The following is a 1305-nucleotide window of genomic DNA, read 5'->3' on the forward strand; positions in this document are numbered from 1 at the left end:
CTGTCGAAAGACAGGGACGCAAAGCCAAGGGCCTAAGGCACTGGCGTAGTTATCGTAGTTAATAACCAGAGATTACTTTTCCGTGTGCTATGGCCGCCAGGCTGCAAAGTCAGAAATCTAGCCTGTTTGTCCTGCAAGCAGGCACTTGATTTTAAGGGGGGAAAGGGTCCCTTATGGGGAATAAATTGAATGTATTCGTGGCCAGACAACCTATTTTTGACAGACAGCAGAAGGTTTGCGGTTATGAGCTTTTATATCGGGCGGGTCCAGAAAATCAATACGTTTGTGTTAACGGAGACCAGGCCACATCAGAAGTAATTGCCAACAGTTTTTTGCTCATCGGCCTCGAATCACTGACAGGTAAGAAAAAAGCCTATATTAACTTCACGGAAAACCTGTTAAAGAGCGGTCTGCCGGCCAATCTTCCACCTAACATGGTGGCAGTGGAAATATTGGAAAACATCAAGTGCAGCGATGAAGTGATTAAGTCTTGCCGGAAACTCAAGGAAATGGGTTTCACTCTGGTGCTGGATGATTTTACGATGGGCAGTCCTTTTGAGTCAATGCTGGAGTTTGCCGATATTATTAAAATTGATTTTATGAAAACAAGTCCAGCGCAAAGGAAAAACATTTTCAGGAAGTTGGGCTCAGGCAGAATAAAGTTTTTGGCAGAAAAGGTAGAGACCCGGGAGGATTTTGAACTGGCGTTGAAGACAGGCTATTCCTATTTTCAGGGGTATTTCTTCAGCAGGCCGTCAGTTATTTCCTGTAGGGACGTTCCTGTATATAAACAGCACTACCTGCATGTCCTGCAGGAGATTAATAAACCGGACATAGACTTTGAGGGCTTGGAAAGTATTGTGAAAAGAAATGTATCCTTGTCGTATAAACTGTTGAAGTTTATTAATTCCGCCGCTTTCGGTTTTCGGACAAAAATAACTTCCATAAGACAAGCCCTGGTATTGTTGGGAATTAATGAAATTAGAAAATGGATATCTTTATTAGCTCTCCGGAGCCTGGCCAAGGATAAACCAGATGAAATTATGACCTGCTCCGTTATTAGGGCCAGGCTGGGAGAATTAATTGCTCCCGGCATTGGTCTGCAGGGCTGTGAATCAGAGCTGTTTATGGTAGGCCTGTTTTCCATGATTGACGTGCTTGTTGGCAGGCCCATGTCCGCCATACTTACGGACATGCCCGTAAGTGAGCAGATAAGGCTGGCCCTAATGGGCAAGACCTGCTATTATCTCGATGTGCTGAACATGATAAAGGCTTATGAAAGAGGAGATTGGAACGCTTTTATCA

The 1305-nt window shown here is 44.3% G+C and carries 1 protein-coding gene and 1 riboswitch; the gene reads left to right on the forward strand.

The features are described from left to right. A riboswitch (cyclic di-GMP riboswitch) is annotated at positions 1-109 on the forward strand. This riboswitch is flagged as partial in the annotation. A gap of 64 nt (positions 110-173) precedes the next feature. Continuing rightward, positions 174-1305: EAL and HDOD domain-containing protein (locus tag Tfer_RS15630; protein WP_242843614.1), on the forward strand; the 1132-nt coding region annotated here is incomplete at its 3' end.

Origin of the sequence: Thermincola ferriacetica, assembly GCF_001263415.1 — a bacterium.
Taxonomy (GTDB): Bacteria; Bacillota; Thermincolia; order Thermincolales; family Thermincolaceae; genus Thermincola; species Thermincola ferriacetica.